Genomic DNA, 16,011 nt, shown 5'->3' with positions numbered 1-16,011 from the left:
AATAATGGCAGGCCACTGATATAATAAGATATATCAGTGGCCTTATCTTCCGCATTGACCGGTTTTATCTCCCGCACTCGCTGGCTCTAAATTCCGCATGAGTGGCTCAAACTGTCCGCAATACTCACTATAAAACAGTCCTCAAGAAGAATATAATTTCCATCTGTTGAAAATCCATAAATTGTAGAATTTTCAATAAGATTATTAGTAAAGCTTCCCTTTAATTCCAAGATAATCTTTTCTGGATTATAGTTTAGTTGTCCAAAAATTCCATCAGATATTGACATATCATTAACATACCATACTCCTTCAATTACAAAGCGTTCTAGCATATTTGAATTTTTATTATACAAATTAGTACGAGTCATGGATGTGCATTCCTTTCAACATAATATAATGTTTGTTTTCTCTCACCTTGAGTGATTTTTTTAACAATTCTTTGGAAATAAAATGACACCTCGATTGAAGTGTCAAATATAGTGATTGTTCTTAATTATTATTTTTTGACTTTCATTTGAACTATTTTTCCTCTATTGTCAATTAATTTTTCTAAAGGAATTCCCAACAGTTCAGATAGAATATCATTAGGTAAACTAATTCCGTATTGTTGATTTAAAAGTTGAGATAATGAATACTGACCAATAATCTCTGCTTGTACTAATAATTCAAAAGCTTGCTTCATAACTGTTGGTTTTGGTAATAAATGAATTGAATCAAAAGGTTCTGATCTTCTCCAACCGCGTTCACTCATTCTTTTTTGTAGACGAACATATTGTTCAGAAGTAATTAAGCCTAAACTTTTTGAACGATATACCATGCTTGCTGCAGATACTTTCCACTTAGTCTTTAAATTTAAATATGCATCTAAATCATCTTCATAACCTTTTATGTCTTTGGAAAAACTTTCGGAAGGTAATAAGAAATTGGATGCAAAAATATTTGCTTGTTTTTCCATTTCTCTATATTCCTGAGGACCTAATTCCTGAGGATTTATAGTTTTGGAATGAAGAGCCCAATGAGCTAATTCATGAGCTAAACTAAATTGTTGTCTATAAAAAGAGTTATTATCTTGATCAATCAGAATACAGTAATAATCTTTGCCATTAACCTTAGTTTGACTACCAAACGCATCCACTTTTTCTGAATTAGAGTTAATAGATGCTATTTGAAATCCATTTACTTCTAGTAAATGGAGAATATTAGGGATTGGTTCTAAATCCAAATCCCATTCGACTCGTAGTTTACTTGCAGCCTTGATAGGATCTTCGGGGAGTTCGATATCCTTTAAAATCGGAAAATCTACATACCCTTCAAAAAAATTTGCAAGAACAGCTAAATATTTTTTTAACAGTTCACTTGGTTTTTTTTCAGATTGAGTAGAGGACAATCTACTCCGATAAAAAGTTCCTAAATCATTGTAGGAAAAAGCATCATTTTGTTGAAAAAAATTTAAGGGAAATCCTAATTCAAAAACTAATTTTTGATAATTTTTTGGACTAGGTTGAGCATCATTTTTTTCATATTTTGAAATCATTTGTTTAGAAATATCTACTTTTTCTGCCAGTTGAGGTATAGACAATTGTCTAAAACGACGTGCTTCTCTTAAACGTTCTCCATTAAAGGGCATAGACATTATATTTCACACTCTCTATTTTGTTTATTCTTTTGTAATTTCTCTATTTTTTAATTTAACTAAAGGTTGCTCCAGTTCAACTGGATGAATCCCTTCATCTTCCATATTATTATCGCCAAAGTAAGAAGTATTTAACATATAAGAAACATCTGTTTCAGTCGATAATTCAAAATTTTTAGTATACTCTTGTACTAATGCTGCAATTGCTTCACTTTCATGATAAGATACATTGATCATGATAACTTTTTTTACGTGTTCAGCATCTCTTCCAATCATTTTTTCTATGTCTTTTTGACGTCGTTGATCCTCTTTGGCAGTTTCATCTTCTGGGAAAGTGAAAAGTTCAACATTTTCACCATCTAAAGGTAATAACTCTAAGTTTTTTAGAAGGAAACTAAATGAGTAGTGGGTACTAGTTCCTTTTTTTAAGTATTTTCTTTTTACTTGTGACAATGTTTTGTCAGTAAATAACAAATATAAATTACCTGTGGAACGATTGAATACTGGGTCAATTTGCCAAAGCTTAGTTCTTTGTATATGAAAAACTTCAATATCCTCAAATTTTTCAAAGTAATCATCTAAAAAATCACTACGTCTAGCCCAAACGTTGAAAAAAATACCATTTTTATTTGATTTAGAGATAGAACCTTCAAAATCATCAATAACGTCAATTTCAGTAATAGACATTGCTTGAAGAATTCCCTTGATTATGTCTTGTTCTTTAATCGTAGCAGCCGCTAAATTCATAAATAAAGTCACTCCTAACTATTAGTATAAAATGAATATACCACTTTAGGTTGACTTTTTCAAGGTGTTTTCCGACTTAAATGGACATTAATTTATATTTATCCATTTTTTGTCTCTTGTTTTGTTGGTTTAAACAGTTGAAACTGAAGAACTTGATGAAATTAGACAAATAATTTTGTATTTATTTTCTATCTATCAAACTTTTATCTTTGGTGTTAATTGGTGACAATTGTATCTATTCCTATAATCTTGATATCAACAGATTTGAATAGAAGTTAAAGGATAGAATCAATTACTGTTCGTTCCCAGTAATTTAATCTAAAATTTGAGAGCCTATGTCACTAATAGTAGTAAAACTCCACGAGATTAATACATCATTGACATAATCTCACTTCATTTAGGGTAGACCTATACATGAAATAACCAAAAGGGTATACTCAAAATATAAGAAAATAACGAGGTGAAGAAAATGACTGAAAAAGCACAAAATAATGATGAAATCATTGAAAAGGCGAAAGACTTTTTTAGAGAAGTAATTGCTAAGAATCATATTAAAAATACGGAAAAGTTAAAAAACATAAACAACTTTAACGTGAATCCATTTCTGAACAAGTATTTAGCAAATTATCTAACAGGGAACGACGATCCCGAAAGTATCTCGAAGGCATTAATATATCCAAGAGTTTTAGGTACTTCAATTAATACCTCATTTGGTTCCAATCTTCAAAAATTTATCAACACAACTCTGGAAGGTTATGGCTCTACTACGACTGGAATGGACATAGAGTTTATTGATAAAATAGATGGGAGAAAAAAATATTGTCAAATTAAAGCTGGCCCTCAAACCATTAATTATGACGATGTGACTACAATTCAAAATCATTTCAAATCAGCAATCAATTTAGGCCGTACTAATAATATTCCTATCGCTAACATGGACTGTGTTGTAGGCGTTTTTTATGGTGAGGACAGTGAATTAAGTGCCTTTTATAGAACATTAGCAGAGGACTATACAGTCTTAGCAGGAAAAGATTTCTGGCATCATTTAACTGGTGATGAAGATTTTTATCAAAAGTTAACCGATGGTATTGGAGATATAGCTAATGAATTTGATAGTACTGAGCTACTTGACGAAACTATTAAAGCCTTGGCAGAAGAACTAAGGAACATTGAAGTAATTGAAGAATAATTAAAAACTAGTACACTAAGTGGTACTAGTTTTAATCTTTTAAAATTGATTCAAATATTCTACTACAGACTTTCCAATTGCTTCAGCAAGATTTACTGGGACAGCATTTCCAATTTGTTTATATTGGTTGTTTGTGCTTCCAGCAAACTCCCAATCATCTGGAAAACTCTGTATTCTTGCATATTCTCTTACAGTGAATGGACGAGTTTCATCAGGATGACAGCGTTCGGTTTGTTTTTGTGCGGGAGAAGTAGTTAATGTTAGGGAAGGTTCGTCCCAAGATAAGCGTCTAGCCATTCCTCTTCGACCACCGCCAGAGTTATATGAAGCACCCATATAACTTTTAGCAACACTTTCAGGCAAGTTAATCCAACAACCTCCAGGAGGTACTAAGTTAAGAACCTCTATTTTAGAAGCAGGATAAGAAGCTCCGCTACTGTTCGGAACATCTTTTAATGCATCCTTCAGAACAGGTTGATACATGTATTCTTTAGGAAATTTAAAAGAGTATTGTTGTTGTTCAAAAAGGTCATTTCTGATTCCAACGATGACAATACGTTCTCTTTTTTGTGCAACTCCATAATTCCAAGCGTTCAGTATATTCCAAAACACTTGGTAACCTGACTCCTCGAAAATTTCGATCATTGTTTCTAATGTACGTCCGTTGTCATGATTCAAGAGGCCTTTTACATTTTCTGCTATAAACATTTTAGGTTGTAGTTGTACTAAAAGTTGTGAATAGGGATGAAACAGAGTACCTCTAGTATCATCCAAGCCTCGACGTAAGCCAGCATAACTAAAACTTTGACATGGATAGCCACCAGACAAGACGTCTAGGTCTCCTTTAAATGTAAATTGTTCATGATTAAAGATGCCATTTTTAGCAATAATATTAATATCTCCTTCAATCACATTCCAATTAGGACGGTTTAATTTTAAAGTACTACATGCCGTAGAATCTATTTCAATATCTGCAACAGAATTGAATCCGGCATTTTCTAATCCCAACGATAGACCCCCAGCACCTGCAAATGTTTCTACAAGTGTATACCCACGTTTGGGAACAGTGTCCTGAATATCAATAAATTCATCTAGCTTGTAATCAAACCTGTTTATTGAATCGTCATTAAATAATTCCAGCTGTTTATTATTCGTTAATTGTTTTGTTGCAATAGTATCAGTCATCGTATCACCTAATTCTTCTTTAAGTATTTCTGTATAGGATAGTCCTAACTCATTTGTAAGTTTGACGACATTGGTTTTTAAAGGAGAAAAATCCTCGGATAACATTTGAGATAATTGACTCTTACTCATTTGTAATCGTTCCGCTAGTTCTGTTTGGGTTTTTATGTTTTTTTGCTTCATAGCTGATAGAACTATTTCTTTATCAATAATCAAAGAACCCGCCTCCTTGTTTAAAATAATTTGAACAACCCAATTATAGCGAACCATATTTTTATCGTCAACATAAATATACGCAAAAATTGACTATTATTTTTATTTTATTGTTCTCTTTTAAATACTTAGCTAAAATTAAATAATACAAATTCACTTGCCCATAATGGTGTAATGTCGTTTCTTTGAGCGGCTAAAGGGAAGACACTGATTCCGTCGAAAAGGTTACCTAGTGTTAGATGCATTATTGTTGTCAACTCCGTAATACAAAAAAGATATCTCAATTAAGAGATACCTTAATTTTGTTATTTTAAATTGTATGAATTATGAAAAATAAGTAGATTGAATGAACGAAATATACTACCTAATTAGAACACATTTTTAGAACACACTTCATTCAAATCTATTCAGATTCATTAAAACAGAAAACATAGAAATGTTTATTTATCAAGGTTATTCAAGACTATTCAAAGTTTCAAATATAAAACCAGGTCTTAAAAAAGCTCGTAAAGCATCTCAATTCTCTAAGCGTTAAAAACAGCTTCATATCAGTACTTTCAGGCGTTTCGCAATTCATTTTGCGAAGCGTCTTTTTTTGAGTTGACACCATTGTTGACACCATTCCGGTCTGCATCTTTTTGAGACAATTTGCGATAGGCAATTTCACCAATGGGTATTTGAATGACGTTTGGTGTGTTTACATAGGTCCTCGTGATGTTGGTATCGCTGTGAGTCAATGCTTCAGAAATCTGTTCTAGAGCGACACCAGCTTGTTTGGCTAAAGTTGCCCCAGTATGCCGTAACTTGTGTGGAGTCGCATGGGTAAGGTGTTTATGTCGTCGCTCAATGGACTTCATACGGTAGTTCAAATAATCTGTATGAAGCCTTTGATTGATATTCCCTTTATCATCAAAGAAGGTAAAGAGTAGCTGTTCTTCGGTTTGTTCGATTTCAAATTGAGCTAGTTCTTCTTTTTGTTGGACTTTCCACTGTTGAAGTAATTGCTTTAGCTCATTTGGAATATGGAAGATTGTCGTTTTATTCCCTTTTGTGCTTTTTTCATTGCCAAATTTATCCAAGGCTTTACCAATCGTAATCTGGGAAGTAGTGAAATTCACGTTCTTCCATTTGATGGCGTAAGTTTCTGATTTTCGATCAGATAAAAAGAAGGTAGTTAGAAATAATACATAGTCTTGTAAAGTTAGTTGTCCACTTTCGTAATCACTTTGGACGGCAGTTAGCCATTCTTGAAGTTGTTCAAAGGAAAGGTATAAATCTTCTTCTTTCTTAGCTTCTTGTAATTGGTTTTTCTTAGTAGCGTTAATCCGTTTAAGCGATTTTTCTAGTTTATTCCGTTCAATGTATTCAAGCTCTTCCGCCCAATCGAAAATAGAATTAACGTAGCTACGTAGTATTTTGAAGTTTGCGTATTCGGCAGCCTTTTGCGTCATGATTTTTAAAACAAAGGCTTTGTTTTGATTCAGATAGTTCAATGTGTATTTTCCGAACATGGGTAAGATGTGAAGTCGAAAAATATCTTTTGTATTCGCGATTGTGACAGGTGTGGGAGACTTCGTGTTTCGAGAAGTTAAGCCAGCTGTATAAGCATCAATCCAGATATCTTCATAGAAATCTTTGAACAGTGCTTCGCCACCCAGTTCAAAAGCGTTCTTTTCTTTGTTTTCCCGTAGCTCTTTAATCTTGGCATAAAAATCAATTTCTGCTTCTTTTGCCGCCTTTCTAGTTTTGAAAGTTTTGGAATAAAGTTTGTTTACACCTATCATCTCTTGGATATCTTGTGGATAGTAAAGACGTAAACGGTAAGTCTCATTTTCTGTTTTGCTAATTGCCATAGTATTTCCCTCCGAGTTTGCGAGCCGAAATCAAATACTATATATGGAGTATAACGATGTCGGAATTATTTTGCTAGGCTTGTCAGCCATTGATCAATGGCGATACGGTCAAATCTATTTGATCCGTGGATTTGAATAAGGGGTAAGCCCTCTTTAATCCAGCCATCTAACGTATTATTGGAAACCTGTAGATAGTTACAAGTCTGCTTCTTATTCATATAGCGGTGTTGCAGGTTTTCCTGTGTCTTAATTTTTTCGATTTCAGTTGTGATTAAATCAGATAGTTGAGTAGAAATGATACCCATCTGATCATCACTGAGTAAAATTTTCATTTCGGTCATATTCTCACTTCCTTTGAATTTTGCGTAGGGAATAATGAATTATTTTTTATCTTGGTATAGCGAACAGTGCTTTCTTGAAAATCCATCACTTGTTCTGGAGTTCCACCTTCATTTATCGCACTGTAAAATATTGGACGTCTTGCGAGATACTCATTGGTATAAAGTACGTCTTTGTTTGTGGTATCAAAAGGTTGATCTACGAGTTGTTTTGTGACGTTGGGCACTTTGAGGTTGCGCGAATTGAAGAACGCTTTTTTCTTATGCTCTTTCATATCCAAGTCCTTATCGAAGTACTTGCTGATATAGCGTCCACGGTTTTCGATACTATCTACATCAATCTTGTTGATTTTGACAAATCCATGTCCCCAGATGGTAGTAAGGCGATTGATAGAGATAAAAGGAAAGTCAAACAGGATGATGTGGTAATGGATGGCGCCTCGTTCTTGTTTTTCCCACGTGGCAAGGTATTTCAGGTTTGCTTTTTTTGTATGATAGAGTTCGTAGTTTAGTCGCTTGATAAATTTTTTAAATTCATTATTCGCATAGGCAATGTCTTGAATGTTTTCTCTGAAAGTGAGAGTTAAAAATTTTGTCTGATTGTCAAAGTTCATATCCACGAGTCGGGCAATTTCAAAGCGCATATTTTGATAGTATTTTTGTTTTCGTTTTAAGCTGTCGTATTGCCCCTGAGCAGATAGGTCATCATAGTTTTTTCTTTTTTCAGTAGTTGGATTCTCTTCTTCATAAAGCCAGGCTAATTCTTTTTTTCGTTTTGGGTTGGTTTCATTTTTGTCTGCTTTTTGTTTAGGAGTAATGATTGCTTCATAATCATAAATTTCAAGGTACGTGGGAGTTTCAATGATTTTCTGATTATAAGCTTTCAAAAATCATCACTCCTTATAATTCTTTCGTCGGAACTATTTTGAGTGTAGCACAAATGACTTTTTTTAGTTGTCTAGCTTAATTTTACAATCGGCGAAATAAAAAGCAAAAAAACCTGTGAAAAATATTTTTTGTAGGTTTTTTTGCTCATTCATGATGTTTTCTGAGTAAGTATTGAATAGTAGTGTCTTTCTCAGCAATACATGAGATATTTTCTCAATCCACTATTTCTCACATTGATGAGGGTAGCCTGATTGATCCTGTATTAGAAAGATAGATTCTACAAGAAAAATTTGCCCCATTAATGGATTTTCTCCAGAGAGAGTAAAAGGTTTCTGGAGGATAAAAAAGGGAGCAACGCCCTGTGTAATGATAGAATGGTTCGCTTTTTTTATTAGACAAAGATTTTCTGCAAATGCTATTAAAAAGCAAAGAACTTGCGGAATCACTCATTTTTTTCATGATGGACTGAAATTATCGACCGATAGATGGATCTGCTTTGCTTATAATAAGCTTATCACCAAATGAAGGAGGAATGTCTCATGAAATGGTATCAACTATCAATCACGGACATTATGAAACAACTAAATACAACCAGTACAGGATTAAACTTGGAAGAAAGAAACGAACGTTTGAAAACAGATGGTTTCAATAAAATCAAAGAGAAAGAACAGTTAAAAACTTGGCAAAAATTGCTAAAGCATTTTAAGGATCTGCTAATGATTGTTTTGATAGTCGCAGCTGTTTTAAAATTTATCACAGGAGAGTATGTCGAAGGGAGCATCATCTTTTTAGTGGTCATTGTTAATGGCTTAGTCGGCTATTGGCAAGAACGTAAAGCAGAAGAATCTTTGGATGGTTTAAAGCAAATGATGGGACAAGAAGCGGTTATTTTGATTGCAGGAGCCAAGCAGACCGTAGCTTCAGAACAATTAGTCACAGGAGATATTGTTAGCTTAAAGGCTGGGGATATCGTACCAGCAGATATTCGTTTGATGGACGCACACAGCTTGTTGATTGAAGAATCCATTTTGACTGGTGAATCTGAAGCAGCTGAGAAAAATACCGATCTATTGATGAAGAATTTGCCGGCGGGGGATCAAAAGAATATGGCTTTTTCGGGAACACTTGTACAAACTGGATCGGCTACAGGCATTGTTGTTGAAACGGGCGATACAACTGAAATTGGTAAGATTAATCAAGCCTTGCAGTCCGTTCAGACGCAAACGACACCGCTTGTAAAAAAGATGCACCAATTGAACCAACAAATTTTTCGTGGAATTATGGGATTGATCGTTTTCTTATTGTTCTTTACAACTTTCCGCTATGGAATGGATTGGCACCTGCTGTTTTCAGCTATGATTGCCTTGATCGTTGCGATGATCCCAGAAGGACTTCCAGCCGTTCTAACAATGATCTTGTCCATGGGCGTAAAAGAGATGGCTGATGAGAATGCAATCATTAAGAGTATGCCATCCGTTGAAACATTGGGTTCAATGACGGTAATCTGTTCAGATAAAACTGGAACATTAACTGAAAATAAAATGAAAGTTGTGAATGTGGAAACACAACAACCAGAGACTCTTTTAGAAATCATGAACAATTGTCAGGAATTAAAATTGACTAACAATCAAGACATCTCAGAGCTAAAAGGCAATCCAACTGAATTGGCATTGTTGCATTATGTAGAAGAGCAAACAGAGCAACTCGTCCTAAAAAAAGTAAAAAATAAACTTCCTTTCAGCTCAAGCTATAAGTATATGGCCACGCTTCACTCCGAAGAAGACCAGTCGGTTATTTTTATCAAAGGAGCACCAGAAGTGTTGTTGTCCAAAGCAAGTTTGACAAACGAAGAAAAGAAACGCTGGCAAGAAGTAGCTTCACAATTTGCACAGCAAGGACAGCGGGTATTGGGATTTGCTTTGAAGCATGTGTCAGAAAAACAGGAACTGACACACAATGCACTGACAGAAATAACATTTGTCGGCCTAGCAGGAATGATCGACCCACCAAAAGACAGTGCGATAAAAGCAGTAAAAGACTGTCAAAATGCTGGAATCTCAGTAAAAATGATTACTGGTGACCATAAAGAAACAGCGCAAGCCATCGGGAAAAAGATTGGACTAAAACACACAGATTTTGTCTTGGAAGGCGTAGACATCGATCAGATGAGTGACAAAGAGCTAGGGCAGCAAGCTCAAAAGGTAGATGTATTTGCCAGAACAACACCAGAGCATAAATTGAGGATCGTTCATGCGTTACAAATGAATGGAGAAGTTGTAGGAATGACAGGAGATGGTGTCAACGATGCGCCTGCGCTAAAAAAAGCTGACATCGGTATTGCCATGGGGATAAAAGGAACGGAAGTAAGTAAACAAGCAGCAGATATGGTCTTGGCAGATGACAATTTCCACACGATCGCGAAGGCAGTCAAAGAAGGCCGAAGAATTTTTGATAATTTAAAAAAGACCATCAATTTCTTCTTGCCAACAGCATTGGCACAAGGTCTAGTGGTAATCTTCGCTTTATTGATTAATCGTCCCTTACCACTGACCCCAGTTCAAATTTTATGGGTGAACATGGTAACAACAATTACACTTTCCTATGCTTTAGGATTTGAAAAAGCAAGCAAAAATAGTATGAATCGTCCACCAAGAGCGGCAGATGAGGGGATTTTGTCTGGCTACAGTTTATTCAGAGTCATTTACGTCTCGCTACTCATTATGCTTCCTGCCTATTTGTTGGCGATGCAGTTTGAGGGTCAGGCTTTGCAGCAAACGATTCTTCTGCAAAATATTGTTTTGGCTCAGGCAGTCTATATGATCAACTGCCGTGAGTTGACAGAGCCATCAATCAACAACGGTCTATTTCAGAATAAGTCCCTGTTTGTTTCATTGGCAGTCTTAGTTATTCTTCAAACACTCGTCTTATTTGCACCTATCATGCAGCAATGGGTAGGAACAACTAGCCTGAGCGGTGCCCAACACTTAGTTATTTTCGGCAATGTTCTTTTACTTTTCTTAATTGTTGAACTGGAAAAAGCATGGACGAAACGTAGAGCAGATAAGAGAAATTTCGTATCTGCAGATTTAAGCTAAAGCAAATAGTTTTTCAAAGTGAGCTCGGTCAACTGCCGCAGCTCATTTTTTGTTGGAATATTTGAAATGTGTATGACTGGAACAGGCATATCTTCTAGAGAGAAGTTAGAAACAATCAGATCCTGAGCTGAAAATTTTGTTGTATATAACTGAGTTAGTTCCAAACTTTTCAGATGAATTCTACGTCCTAGAAGATCGGTTAATTCTTGTTGCAAAAAAACTTTCCAAGCGGGTTCTCCTTGAAAAAGAAAATAGACCGTCAGCAATTCTGGGCGCAAAGCGAAAAAGGCCTGTTGTTCCAATAATGAGATCAAGTTGATCAAGTACTTAGGATTTTTTAATTGGATAGCAGGTTGGAGAATCGCTAGAATTTCCTCATCGCTTCGGTAATGCCCACTATCTTTCCGAACGGCAATCAATTCTTGGTACTCTAATTGGAACTGTTCAGACAACCATGTAGATTCGCTATACTTCAGCAACAGCAGTAAAAGATTTTCTGAAAGTGAGGAATATTGAAAATCTACTTGGGATTGCTGAGAAACTTGTGCGGTTAGTTGCTCAGCAATAGTTGCCAAGACAGGATAAAAATTTGTAAGTATATTTTTTTTACTGTATTTATTGTTGTAATTCCAACTTTCCAAGAAACAGAAAAAAGCGAAAAATGCTTCCTCTTCTAAAAGATAGACCCCTTCTTTTTCGTACAATTTTTTTAATTTGTCACGGTATAACTGGTACAAAGGGTCTTTTTCATTAAAGCGAAACGCATGGACTCTGCAATTGGCTTTTATCCGAATTGTATTGATAAAAAACCAGCAAGTACCAAAGATTTGTTCTGTTTCTACTGCTAATGAAGAACGATTGAGTTGATTTAAAAACTGAAAATAATGCTCTTCATGAATGACATATTCTTCAAAAAAATAATTGTTATGAGTAAAAGGAATCAGTAAACGATGGAAAAAAACCCGAATCGCACTTTCTTCCCCAGAAAGTTTGGCTTGTTTAGCTGTCAATTGAATGTTGATGTTGTAAGCTAGCAGATGTTGATTGATTTTTGAAGTGTGTCGTTTTAATGTTTCTAAGGAAAGCCCGTTTGCTCGAAGAAATTCAGAGGTTTTGATCACTTTATGAAAAAACAGTTCCTTGATGAAACGGACACTAATTGATTGAGGCAAAAACAATGTCCATAATTCATTGGTTGACTGATTTTTTTCTTTGATCAGCTGAATGCCTTGAGCGCTTGTCTCAATCTGCCATCCATCAGGTAATTGTTCTCGAATAAGTTGCAAATCAGAAAAAATTGTCCGTTCAGTTGTCTGAATTTGTAGAGACAGTTCTTTTGCAGTAATTTTTGGATGATTTAAAAGTTGTTCCAATAATGAAACGTGACGATGGATATCTTTTTCAGTAATGATTTTTTTAAGCAATGAGTACATATCATCATGTCCTTTCATTAACAGAATACGTTGAATACAATGCTGGGTCAATAGGTCTTTTTTAAGAAAAATGAGTGGCAAAGAACTAGAAGAAATTCAGCATTTGAAAAAAACAATAGAGAGGATTGCTGTATAATAGATTTAAGAAACCCTGATTTTTTAGTATGCATCTGGTTGGGGCTTAATGGAAATGAATAGAAGGTATCAAGAACAAAAAAGACAATGGAGGGAAAAGAATGAACGATAAGACAGTGGTATTGAACGGCAGTGTGGTAAATTATGATGGAAACATTGATTTCTCAAAAATTGCAACGGAAGTAGTAGTCTATGACGACACATCGGAGGATAAAATTGTAGAACGCGTACACGGTTTTTCAATCGTTGTGACGAAAGAGCTGCCAGTGAATGGAGAAATTCTTAGAAATTTCCCTGACAGCGTCAAAATGATTTGTGAAGCAGGTACAGGATACAACAATATTGATTTAGAAGCTGCACGTGAGAAGGGGATTGCTGTATGTAATATTCCTGCATACAGCAGTGAACGTGTAGCACAGACTGCGATCATGTTTATTTTAAATCTGGCAAGCTCAATGCAAAAACAAATACGAATGCTTGCAGCTGGGAATCATGACAATTTCCATAAACATTTAATGGTTGATCATGTAGAGGTCAATAACAAAATACTAGGCGTTATCGGGTATGGGCATGTCGCAAAGGAAATCATCCAGATTGCTCAAGCACTGGGAATGAAAATCTTGGTATCTACCAGAACACCAAGAAAAGATAAAGAAAATATTCACTTTACAACAAATGAAGAAGTGTTTAAACAAAGTGACTTCATTTCACTTAACTGTCCCTTAAATGCGTCTACCAAACATATGGTCAACCAAGAAGTATTGAACATGATGAAACCGACAGCTTATCTAATCAATACTGCGCGAGGGGCTTTGATCGATGAAGAGGCCTTGATCAAGGCTTTGCAAAAGAATGTCATCGCAGGGGCTGGCCTAGACGTACAGGAAGTTGAACCATTAGAAGATGCCAGTCCGTTATATACAATGGACAATGTGATAATCACTCCACACATAGGTTGGCGCGGATTGGAAACAAGGCAACGTTTGGTCTCGCTGATCCAAGAGAATATTGAAGCCTTTTCTAAAGGAACACCTGTTAATAGAGTGGATCAGTAATTGTTTCCAACGGATTATGTGTTTCTGCTATCGTGCTTGATGCAAGAAACGGCAAGGCTAAATGCATACTAGGCATCAATTTGACAATCACTATCTTTAATGGTTTGAAATTATGAATTGAGGTTAGAGCATGACTGATTTTACAGAACTGAAAAAAGAATTTTCCGAAGTCAGTGATTTCCTGATTGCTTTAGGAGATGAAAAGCGTCAGGCGGGTTACTATTCGTTTGCTGGCAGAAGGAGCCTGCCAGGGTGTCAGAGTCTCTGAGTTGACGAAAGACACCCAACTGTCTCGTCCTGCCGTGTCTCATCATTTGAAGATTTTAAAGGATGCCAAAATTGTTGATTACCATAGCGAAGGAACTAAAAATTATTACTATCTGATACATGAGACACAGAAAATCGACCAGCTGAAAAAGTTGCTGGATGGTGTCGTGCAAAGGATGCAGAAGCCTTGAATACAGTAAAAAACGAGAGCAGATCTCCCAATATTGGGCAGTTGCTCTCGTTTTTTAAGGTTTCCTGATTGTAAGAATGATTTTCCCTTTTGTTGTGCCGGAACGAGAATAGTTAAAAGCTTTTGCAATTTTGGAAAAAGGAAAGACATGATCAATAACAGGCTTGCCTTTTTCATCCTCAAGGTACTCTTGTAATATGTCCTCTTGCGTACCGCTGGGTTTCATAAATAAAGCTGCATCGTTTTTTCTCAAGCTTTGTTCATTTTCGTGTAACGAAACGAAAAATCATTTTTTTCCACCTTGTGTATCCAGAACATAATCATAATCGTTTAGGACATCTTGAAAATTTTCTGTTCGATAATCAATGATTTGATCTGCTCCCATATTTTACTAAGGCAGAAGCAGAGTAGAGCCGTGTGATAGTGTCACGAGGAATAAAAAGAGGGTTCATGTGAGAAAGAGCGGATCGTCTTCTACGTTGAGCCATCTTTTTGCGCAAGGACCAGTTTCTACCAGAATTTTGAACAGAGATGACAGTCTAAGGAAATGTATCAATGAAAAAGTACAGCCTTTGGTGCAGATTTTATCGAAAAAGGCAGAAAAAACAATGATTTTAAAATCGTGTATGCAATTATTGATGACAGAAGAAAACCGTTATTTGGGCTACTTTTTTCTCTAGTCAACTTGGTTCGATCCTTTGAAGAATTAAGAGCGATGCAATATGGCTGTTCGGTGATGAAGATAGAGGTGAAGGAAAATGGTTAGCAGTACAGCTTCGCTTCGTTCAATCCACCGTATGACAAGTAAAAGTAAAGCAACGATTCCCAAGTGGTAAAAGGAAGTTGCTTACGGAGCTTTTTTAGTGTAAACACGAAGAGGCTGCCCTAATTTTATATTAAAAAAAATGTTGGCAGCGCTTTCCTTGTATGGTAATTTGACTCTAGGATAGTTATTATTTAGTTAAGCTAAACCTGAGCGACAACTCTCTTTTTGTTGTCGCTTGGGTTTTTTTTTGTTCAATTAATGAAAACGGATAGGAAGAAGGGTGAGCTTTGAAAATTCTAAGGATTTTGAATAACAATGTTGTTGTCGCATTAAATGATGAAGGAAAAGAAATTGTTTTAATGGGAAATGGTTTAGGTTTTCAAAAGAAGCCTGGATTTAACGTAGATCCACTGAAAATTGAAAAGGTTTTCGAGATGCAAAATCAGTTTGAATCACTTCGTGTCGAGCAAATGCTTTCAGAAATCCCAGAAGAAGTCATTAATATTTCTTTTGATATCTTAGAATATGCTCGAAAAAAACTGGGCAAAGAACTCAATGAAACGTCCTTTATCTCTTTTGCTGATCATCTATATACAGCGATCCAACGAACAAACAAAGGCATTCAAATGAAGAATTTTTTACTTTGGGATGTAAAACACTTCTTTCCGAAAGAATTGGCGATCGCACGACGCGGTATCGACTTTGTCAATAAACAAATGAACGTGGCACTTTCTGAAGACGAAGCAGGTTTTCTGGCACTGCATATCGTTAACGCAGAAATAGATGCAGAAAATGAATCAGCGATCAGCTTAACGCAGATGATTGAAGAAATTTTAACCGTGATCAAATATACACTGAAAATCAATTTTATCGAAACCGACATCTATTTCCAACGATTCATTACCCTAGATAATTCATAGTTTTATGAGTTTGCGCTCTAAAACCGTATTTCTTCAACATTTGTAAAGAGTTTCTTTTTTCACCCATTTGGTGCGTGAAAAAAGAACACCTTTCTGTTAATGTAGAT

The 16,011-nt window shown here is 35.5% G+C and carries 13 protein-coding genes and 3 pseudogenes; 7 read left to right on the top strand and 9 right to left on the bottom strand.

What is annotated here, in order from left to right:
• Window positions 1-86: 86 nt before the first annotated feature.
• The 3 genes from ACWODM_RS15485 to ACWODM_RS15475 all read right to left on the bottom strand — a co-directional run bounded on the left by ACWODM_RS15485 (window position 87) and on the right by ACWODM_RS15475 (window position 2,380).
• Window positions 87-368 (bottom strand): ApeA N-terminal domain 1-containing protein, encoded by a 282-nt coding sequence (locus ACWODM_RS15485; protein WP_455322229.1) that lies wholly within the window; start codon window positions 366-368, stop codon window positions 87-89.
• A 128-nt stretch (window positions 369-496) separates the two neighbouring features.
• The gene (locus ACWODM_RS15480) at window positions 497-1,633 is read right to left on the bottom strand and encodes a helix-turn-helix domain-containing protein (protein ID WP_455322228.1); all 1,137 of its coding nucleotides are present in this window, start codon (window positions 1,631-1,633) and stop codon (window positions 497-499) included.
• A 24-nt stretch (window positions 1,634-1,657) separates the two neighbouring features.
• Window positions 1,658-2,380, bottom strand: coding sequence for a DUF5986 family protein (locus ACWODM_RS15475; protein WP_455322227.1), 723 nt, complete (start codon window positions 2,378-2,380; stop codon window positions 1,658-1,660).
• A 469-nt stretch (window positions 2,381-2,849) separates the two neighbouring features.
• Here ACWODM_RS15475 and ACWODM_RS15470 point away from each other — a divergent pair, with 469 nt between their 5' ends.
• Window positions 2,850-3,569, top strand: a complete 720-nt coding sequence (locus tag ACWODM_RS15470; protein ID WP_455322226.1) for a PmeII family type II restriction endonuclease — start codon at window positions 2,850-2,852, stop codon at window positions 3,567-3,569.
• Between the two features lie 39 nt (window positions 3,570-3,608).
• On the opposite strand, the gene dcm is transcribed toward ACWODM_RS15470, so the two are convergent.
• From dcm to ACWODM_RS15450, 4 genes are all read right to left on the bottom strand, one after another.
• The gene (gene dcm / locus ACWODM_RS15465; protein ID WP_455322225.1) at window positions 3,609-4,967 is read right to left on the bottom strand and encodes a DNA (cytosine-5-)-methyltransferase; all 1,359 of its coding nucleotides are present in this window, start codon (window positions 4,965-4,967) and stop codon (window positions 3,609-3,611) included.
• A gap of 554 nt (window positions 4,968-5,521) precedes the next feature.
• Window positions 5,522-6,817 (bottom strand): site-specific integrase, encoded by a 1,296-nt coding sequence (locus ACWODM_RS15460; RefSeq protein WP_455322224.1) that lies wholly within the window; start codon window positions 6,815-6,817, stop codon window positions 5,522-5,524.
• 65 nt (window positions 6,818-6,882) lie between these two features.
• On the bottom strand, window positions 6,883-7,158 hold the full coding sequence (locus ACWODM_RS15455) for a helix-turn-helix transcriptional regulator (protein ID WP_002295978.1): 276 nt from the start codon (window positions 7,156-7,158) through the stop codon (window positions 6,883-6,885).
• Complete coding sequence (locus ACWODM_RS15450) at window positions 7,155-8,042, bottom strand: rolling circle replication-associated protein (RefSeq protein WP_455322223.1); 888 nt, start codon at window positions 8,040-8,042, stop codon at window positions 7,155-7,157. The genes ACWODM_RS15455 and ACWODM_RS15450 overlap by 4 nt, the downstream gene beginning before the upstream one ends.
• Before the next feature lie 540 nt (window positions 8,043-8,582).
• Between ACWODM_RS15450 and ACWODM_RS15445 the strand changes: the two genes are divergently transcribed.
• Window positions 8,583-11,138 carry an HAD-IC family P-type ATPase gene (locus ACWODM_RS15445; protein WP_455322222.1) on the top strand — a complete coding sequence of 852 codons (2,556 nt, stop codon included), beginning with the start codon at window positions 8,583-8,585 and terminating at the stop codon, window positions 11,136-11,138.
• Here ACWODM_RS15445 and ACWODM_RS15440 read toward each other — a convergent pair.
• Window positions 11,135-12,571: a helix-turn-helix domain-containing protein gene (locus ACWODM_RS15440; protein ID WP_455322221.1), complete on the bottom strand. Its 1,437-nt coding sequence runs from the start codon at window positions 12,569-12,571 to the stop codon at window positions 11,135-11,137. The two genes, ACWODM_RS15445 and ACWODM_RS15440, sit on opposite strands and share 4 nt — an antisense overlap.
• A 236-nt stretch (window positions 12,572-12,807) precedes the next feature.
• On the opposite strand from ACWODM_RS15440, the gene ACWODM_RS15435 reads away from it, so the two are divergent.
• The gene (locus ACWODM_RS15435) at window positions 12,808-13,761 is read left to right on the top strand and encodes a 2-hydroxyacid dehydrogenase (RefSeq protein WP_455322220.1); all 954 of its coding nucleotides are present in this window, start codon (window positions 12,808-12,810) and stop codon (window positions 13,759-13,761) included.
• A 130-nt stretch (window positions 13,762-13,891) separates the two neighbouring features.
• Window positions 13,892-14,219, top strand: a pseudogene (locus ACWODM_RS15430) (ArsR/SmtB family transcription factor).
• A gap of 54 nt (window positions 14,220-14,273) precedes the next feature.
• On the opposite strand, the pseudogene ACWODM_RS15425 reads toward ACWODM_RS15430, so the two are convergent.
• Window positions 14,274-14,603 (bottom strand): annotated as a pseudogene (locus tag ACWODM_RS15425) (zinc-binding dehydrogenase).
• Between the two features lie 25 nt (window positions 14,604-14,628).
• Here ACWODM_RS15425 and ACWODM_RS15420 point away from each other — a divergent pair.
• From ACWODM_RS15420 to ACWODM_RS15410, 3 genes and pseudogenes are all read left to right on the top strand, one after another.
• Window positions 14,629-14,898: pseudogene (locus ACWODM_RS15420) on the top strand (TIGR04141 family sporadically distributed protein); the annotation flags it as partial.
• Window positions 14,841-14,984, top strand: coding sequence for a hypothetical protein (locus tag ACWODM_RS15415; protein WP_455322219.1), 144 nt, complete (start codon window positions 14,841-14,843; stop codon window positions 14,982-14,984). The pseudogene ACWODM_RS15420 and the gene ACWODM_RS15415, both read left to right, overlap by 58 nt.
• Before the next feature lie 287 nt (window positions 14,985-15,271).
• Window positions 15,272-15,904 carry a PRD domain-containing protein gene (locus ACWODM_RS15410; protein ID WP_455322218.1) on the top strand — a complete coding sequence of 211 codons (633 nt, stop codon included), beginning with the start codon at window positions 15,272-15,274 and terminating at the stop codon, window positions 15,902-15,904.
• The last annotated feature ends 107 nt before the right edge of the window (window positions 15,905-16,011 follow it).

This window comes from Enterococcus olivae (assembly GCF_053760925.1).
The sequence above is the reverse complement of the archived record's forward strand: the minus strand, read 5'-3'. Positions and strand labels throughout refer to the sequence as shown.

Coding starts and splice junctions, on each gene's coding strand:
- ACWODM_RS15485 (WP_455322229.1), bottom strand. CDS start 368: ATGACTCGTACTAATTTGTATAATAAAAATTCAAATATGCTAGAACGC.
- ACWODM_RS15480 (WP_455322228.1), bottom strand. CDS start 1,633: ATGTCTATGCCCTTTAATGGAGAACGTTTAAGAGAAGCACGTCGTTTT.
- ACWODM_RS15475 (WP_455322227.1), bottom strand. CDS start 2,380: ATGAATTTAGCGGCTGCTACGATTAAAGAACAAGACATAATCAAGGGA.
- ACWODM_RS15470 (WP_455322226.1), top strand. CDS start 2,850: ATGACTGAAAAAGCACAAAATAATGATGAAATCATTGAAAAGGCGAAA.
- ACWODM_RS15460 (WP_455322224.1), bottom strand. CDS start 6,817: ATGGCAATTAGCAAAACAGAAAATGAGACTTACCGTTTACGTCTTTAC.
- ACWODM_RS15455 (WP_002295978.1), bottom strand. CDS start 7,158: ATGACCGAAATGAAAATTTTACTCAGTGATGATCAGATGGGTATCATT.
- ACWODM_RS15445 (WP_455322222.1), top strand. CDS start 8,583: ATGAAATGGTATCAACTATCAATCACGGACATTATGAAACAACTAAAT.
- ACWODM_RS15440 (WP_455322221.1), bottom strand. CDS start 12,571: ATGTACTCATTGCTTAAAAAAATCATTACTGAAAAAGATATCCATCGT.
- ACWODM_RS15435 (WP_455322220.1), top strand. CDS start 12,808: ATGAACGATAAGACAGTGGTATTGAACGGCAGTGTGGTAAATTATGAT.